We start from the raw sequence: 4367 nt of genomic DNA on the forward strand, positions 1-4367 counted from the left end.
TGTACGCCCAGCGCACCGCGAGTTCGAGCGTGCGCCGCGCATAGAAACAGGCCGTACGCGGATCGGCATGGACCGCTGCCTCCGCCCGCGCCGCCGCATCGAAGACCGCGGACCATTCGCGCTGGAGGAAGGCGAACTGGCTCACGCTCCCGCCCAGCATCGGTGGGGGCAGCCCGGATTGCGTCGGCATTGCCCTCGAATTGCAATCAGGCGTCCCCCGGTTGCAATCGCTCTCCGGTGCAGTTGCTTGCGGAGCAAGGACTTACGCGAGCCGTGCCCATCGCCGATTGCTATGTTCATGACGACGGTTCCTGCGGGTTGCAATTCGATGATCCTACTTGAGGGAACCAGCGAGCTGCCTTGGTTGCCCCTACGCTGTAGACCAAACCCTCCTTCCGCAACTCCCGCAGCAACACCTGGATCTGACTCCGGGCGAGCGCCGGGAGGACTTGGCGGAACTCGTCCATTTTGCCGCCCATCGCGACATTGTCCCGGATGTGCTTCAGCAGAAGCGCCTTGTTTGTCCCTCGATCCAGTCCCTTGGTGCGCGTGTAGGCGCCTTTGTTGCCCAACGCAGCATAAAGGCTGCGAGCCAGCATGTACCGCGTGCCTCGGCCACGTCCGATGGACTCCACCGCTCCTACTGCGATCAAACCTGAAAGGCATGTCTTGAGATGATCCGACAGCGCCTGCTCGCGACGCAGATAGTCGAGCGCGAGCAAATCGTAGGTGGAAAAGGATCTGACCTTTTCCTCACCCAGCCGCTCGATGAAGCGCACGAATGCCGGACTGACGATCGACCCATGGAGGGTCAGACGCACCTCATGGATTGACGTGCCTGCGAAGCTCGGCAGCGCCTTACCCTGCCGGATGGCGTTCTCGAACATCAAGTTCATGCCCTGTCCAGAACGCTCGATCAGTCCGCACTTCGCGAGCGCCTCGGCCAGCCGCCGATTGCGCGGATTCTGCTGGTCGAGGATGTTCGCCGGCGTGATGCCTGGCGGCAGCCCGCCGGGGCTTACCACCTCCAGTCTTTGCGCGAACTGCCGCACGAACACCGAGGCACCGAGACGGTAGTCCCGATGCGCGACCGCATTCAGCAAAGCTTCACGTACCGGCACTTCATCGAAAGTCGGGAGCTCAATCCGGAACAAACCGTCCTGATAGCTTTGACGATCGTTGCGCTGGTTGATCTTGTTCCAGAAAGCGTCGTGCCAGAGGAAGAAACCTTCTCGATACTCCGCGCGGTCGGCGGGCGGGCCCGATGCTTCCGAAGACCGGTACTCGAACACCAGCTCCGCCTGCGCCAGCCATCGCCCAAGCGCCCGCCGCGTGCCGAAGAGGATTAGCGCTGCGTAACTGATGCGATCATCGACCAACAGCTCGGCGTTGATTAGCGTCTGTTCATCGGTCCATCGCGACTTGCGCTCATCCCGAGTCTTCGCGGCCCACCGATCGCGAAACGCACCGATCGCATCTGGTGACAAATCGCTCATCGATGCGCCGGCACAGACCTCGGCAGAGAAGTCCGGCCCCGTCTCGGCGAACATGGCTCGGAGTTCCGTATCGCCCAATGCGACCAGCTCATCACCTGCCCGCTTCAGATATCGCCCATCGATCTGCCAAGCGGTGCCCGGAAGTCGCGCCGGTACATGCACCACCAGTACTCGCCCCTCGGACGTGTGCAATTCCTCGACAGGAATGCGGTGCGACAGGCGACTGTGCAACCCGGCTTCCGTGCGCCCAGGCTCGGCGAAGGCCGCCGTGGCCACGATACGACGAGGACGCCGGTCGGTCACACCGAGAATCACCTTGCCTCCGCCTTCGTTGGCCAAGGCCACGCAGTTCTCCACCAGTTTGTCGAAGTGGAAGTTCTGCTTCGCCTCCTTGAACTCGAGATGGACGCCCTCAGGCTCGGTCAGCCAGTATTGAAGTTGCTCAAGGATGGTGGACGACATGCCGTTTCAGATGCCTTGTTACACGACGCTAGCGTCGAGCCGGTCGCTCAAGTAGCGCGTGAAGCCCGCCAACAGGATAGACAAGACGACCACGTCGCCCAGCTTCAGCGTGCGCTTGACGTAAAAGCATGCCGTGCGCGTATCGACGTGCGCCGCGACTTCAAACCGCACCGCCGCACCGTCGGCCGCGGACCACTCGCGCTGGAGGAAGGCGAACTGGCTCACGCGCTCCCCTTAGGCTCTGGCCGGCCGTCGCTGAACAGCTCGATGTAAGGCGCATATCGGAATCGGCGGTTGCGCGTGTAGCCCGTCATCTCGCTCAGCACGCCGATCTCCACCAAACGGGAAACGAGGGAATTGGCGGCTGCGTAAGTGGTGCCGGTCAGCTGCCGCACGTCGTTCACCGCCGCGATGGGCCGATCGAATAGCGATTCCAAGACCTTGTGACCGTTGCCCGCCGCACGCCCGAGCTTGTCGGTGATGGCGGCGCGGTGTTGCTCGCGCAGAAGCTGGATGCGACGCGCGGTGTCGGCCGCCTCGCCCGCTACCTCGATCACGCCGCGCAGGAAGAACGCCAGCCATTCCTCCCACGCGCCGCGGACGCGCACGGCCTGCAGGTGCTCGTAGTAAGCCTGACGGTTCTGCTTAAAGTAGTGCGACAGATACAGCACCGGCTTGTGCAGGACACCGCATTCGGTGAGCAGGAAAGTGATCAGCAGGCGGCCCACCCGGCCGTTGCCGTCGAGAAACGGGTGGATCGTTTCGAACTGCACATGCGCCAACGCGATCTTGATGAGCGGCGGCAGGCCGTCGTCAGCATGCAGGAATTTTTCGAGATCGCTCAGCGCGTCCGACACTGCGTGATGCGGCGGCGGTATAAAGCTCGCCGTCGCGAGCGTGGAACCCGCCGGGCCGATCCAGTTCTGGCTCGTGCGCAGCTCGCCCGGTTGCAGGCGGCCGCCGCGCACGCCGCGCATCAGCTCAGCATGGATCTCGCGGATCAGCCGCACCGAGACCGGCAGCTCGGGAAGGCGAGCCAGACCGTGGTTCATGGCACGGACGTAGTTGACGACTTCGTTTACGTCGCGCGGCATGTTCTCGTCGAACAATTGCGCCTCGGCGGCAAGCAGGTCCTGCAGCGAGCTCTGTGTGCCTTCGATCTGGCTGGAGAGCACCGCCTCCTTGCGCACGTACATGAAGACGAAGAGGTCGGGATTCGGGAGCGTCAGCACCGAGCCGTCGAGTCGCCCGAGCGCACGATCCGCCGCCGAGAGCAGCGCGGTCAGTTCTGCGTTCAGGCGCAGCTCCGGTTGCGGCGGCAGCGGTGTAGGGAGGAACGCGCGATAGCCTGTCGGCTGGCGGACGTAGCGCCCCGCGCGCGTCGACGGCTCAACCTCCGTCATGGTTGTCGCTCGCTATCATATGGGCCCGAATTCGGCCCATATGATAGGCAGCCTTTAGCATGGGGCGCAAGCGGTGGGCTTGTTATAGGTTCGTGATGTTAAGGCGCTGCGTTGCCGGACCTCTGATTCGCGCCCGGTCCCATTTGTGGCATGGCTACAGCTCGCTCCGGAAGGCGCGGTGTTGGAGGGAAGCGAACAGGGAATCGAGTTCGGTGAGCAAGCGGCGTTGAGTGATTTGCAGCCTACGAAGGGTTGCGATGCGCGCTCCAAACTCTCGCTGCAATTCTATTGGAGGGAGGATAGTGTGAATGCCGAGCACTTTTTCTTGCGAGATGTTCTTCATTGAACCGCTTGTACCAGTTGCACGACCTGCGATTGCGTCTCGAACTGGCGCCGTTTGAAAGAGCGCCCAGACAAAAAGTCGCTCGGCCCTGAGTGGATTTTTGCGCCAGACGAAGCGCCACAGCTTATCTGGCAAAAGCACGTTCGAGGGCGTGCTTTCAACATATGCGACCGCCCCAACAAGTTCGCTCGTGTTGGCGCGGCTAAAGAGCAAATCGCCTTCCTTCACGAAATGCGCCTCAGGTGGAGCGTAGTTGTCGGGAACCGGTTTGCTCTCCTCGGGTAAGTATCTCATCCCTGTAACTGCACTAACTTTGAGCACTCGATTGCGACTGACTACGTTGTCCCCACTTTCTGATTCGATACTCTTACCTCCTTGAAACGCTTCTACATAGTCAGCAACAGAACACACCGCCCACTCCTTTGGATTCGTGGCGGGGTCGCCGAACATGTCGAAGAAGATGGATTGGGTGAGGGTGTCGAGTTGGGTGAGGGTGTCGAGTTGGGCGAGGGCGGCGCGGCGCTTGGCTCGCAGCGCGTCCGCCTTGTCTAGGATCGCTGCGATTCGATGCTGTTCAGAGAGTGGAGGAAGTGCAAATCGGTACCTGGCAAGATCTTGGCCTGTGAGGTGCTTGATCGTCGCGCCAGTGTAATAGTCAGCTAA

Annotated in this window: 5 protein-coding genes; all 5 read right to left on the minus strand. The window is 61.8% G+C overall.

The features are described 5' to 3' along the window. Positions 1 to 145: DUF4145 domain-containing protein (locus GEV05_30590; GenBank protein ID MPZ47629.1), on the minus strand; the 145-nt coding region annotated here is incomplete at its 3' end. Positions 146 to 296: 151 nt separating this feature from the next. After that, positions 297 to 1958 carry a transcriptional regulator gene (locus tag GEV05_30595; GenBank protein ID MPZ47630.1) on the minus strand — a complete coding sequence of 554 codons (1662 nt, stop codon included), beginning with the start codon at positions 1956 to 1958 and terminating at the stop codon, positions 297 to 299. A gap of 18 nt (positions 1959 to 1976) precedes the next feature. Next, entirely contained in the window at positions 1977 to 2183 is a 207-nt protein-coding gene (locus GEV05_30600) for a hypothetical protein (GenBank protein MPZ47631.1), read from the minus strand. Further along, positions 2180 to 3361, minus strand: a complete 1182-nt coding sequence (locus GEV05_30605) for a Fic family protein (protein ID MPZ47632.1) — start codon at positions 3359 to 3361, stop codon at positions 2180 to 2182. Before GEV05_30605 ends, GEV05_30600 begins: the two co-directional genes overlap by 4 nt. A gap of 154 nt (positions 3362 to 3515) precedes the next feature. Then, positions 3516 to 4367: hypothetical protein (locus GEV05_30610; protein ID MPZ47633.1), on the minus strand; the 852-nt coding region annotated here is incomplete at its 5' end.

The organism is Betaproteobacteria bacterium, assembly GCA_009377585.1.
Lineage (GTDB): Bacteria > Pseudomonadota > Gammaproteobacteria > Burkholderiales > WYBJ01 > WYBJ01.